Genomic DNA, 1,221 nt, shown 5'->3' with positions numbered 1-1,221 from the left:
GCTGGAGCCTGTTGTGCAGGTGCAGCTTGACGAGGTTGCTGATAAGACTGAGTAGGCGCCGCAGAACGTTGCATACCGTGGCTTTTACCGCCACCGGCACGTTTTGCTTCAGCAGTTAAAGGTGCAAACAGTAATGCTGCTGTTAAAAAGCCGGCGATCAAACCACGCTGTCGAACTTCCATCCAATTTTCCTATATGAATAAATCTATTTGAACTCTCTATTTATATAGGCTTTATAGAGAATTTCAATTAGAAATCTGTATTTTTTTAGGCTTTTTCCCGATTTTAATCCACGCTAATTTAGTTCGTCACTTAAGCTGATGGCTTCTGTCAAGGCTTCATGTAAACGTGCTACCGCAATCACCTGAACGCCTGGAATCGGTTTTTGCGGTGCATTGGCACGTGGCAAAATAATATATTTAAAGCCATGTTTGACTGCTTCTTTCAGGCGCTCCTGGCCATTGGGTACCGGACGAATTTCTCCAGACAATCCGACTTCACCAAACACTGCGAGCTGCTGAGGCAGGGCTTTGGTACGGATACTGGAAGCACAGGCAAGTAGAACAGCCAGGTCTGAACCTGTTTCGGTAATTTTCAGGCCGCCGACTATATTGACATAGACATCCTGTCCGGAAGTCTGAACGCCTCCATGCCGGTGCATCACTGCCAGTAACATATTAAGCCGATTCTGTTCCAGTCCAAGTGCCACACGGCGTGGTTGACCATGAGCATCATCTACAAGCGCCTGAACTTCAACCAGTAAAGGGCGCGTACCTTCACGGCTAATCATCACGATTGAACCCGGAATAGCTTCATCATAGCGGCTCAGGAAAATCGCAGAAGGGTTGGCCACTTCACGCAGGCCTTTATCGGTCATGCCAAACACGCCGAGTTCATTCACTGCCCCAAAACGGTTTTTGACTGCACGGATCATGCGGTAACGTGAATCTGACTGACCTTCAAAATACAGCACACAGTCCACCATGTGTTCCAGCACACGTGGACCCGCCAGCGCACCTTCTTTGGTCACATGGCCGACAATAAACAGGGCAGTACCACTATTTTTAGCAAAACGCGTCAGCAGGGCCGCCGATTCGCGGATTTGGGAAACACCACCCGGTGCAGACTGTAAGGTTTCGGTATATAAGGTTTGAATCGAGTCCAGAATGGCCACCGCAGGACGTTCCTGTGCCAGCACTTCACAGATGCGTTCCACACAGG

Annotated in this window: 1 protein-coding gene and 1 pseudogene; both read right to left on the bottom strand. The window is 49.1% G+C overall.

Annotated elements, in window-relative coordinates:
* Positions 1-182, bottom strand: a pseudogene (locus tag E2K52_RS14425) (Tim44 domain-containing protein); the annotation flags it as partial.
* A 113-nt stretch (positions 183-295) separates the two neighbouring features.
* Positions 296-1,221, bottom strand: a 926-nt coding sequence (gene radA / locus E2K52_RS14420) for a DNA repair protein RadA (protein ID WP_151205682.1), incomplete at its 5' end; no start/stop codon positions are given.

Origin of the sequence: Acinetobacter sp. RF14B (assembly GCF_006864105.1) — a bacterium.
GTDB lineage: Bacteria > Pseudomonadota > Gammaproteobacteria > Pseudomonadales > Moraxellaceae > Acinetobacter > Acinetobacter lwoffii_C.
The sequence above is the reverse complement of the archived record's forward strand: the minus strand, read 5'-3'. Positions and strand labels throughout refer to the sequence as shown.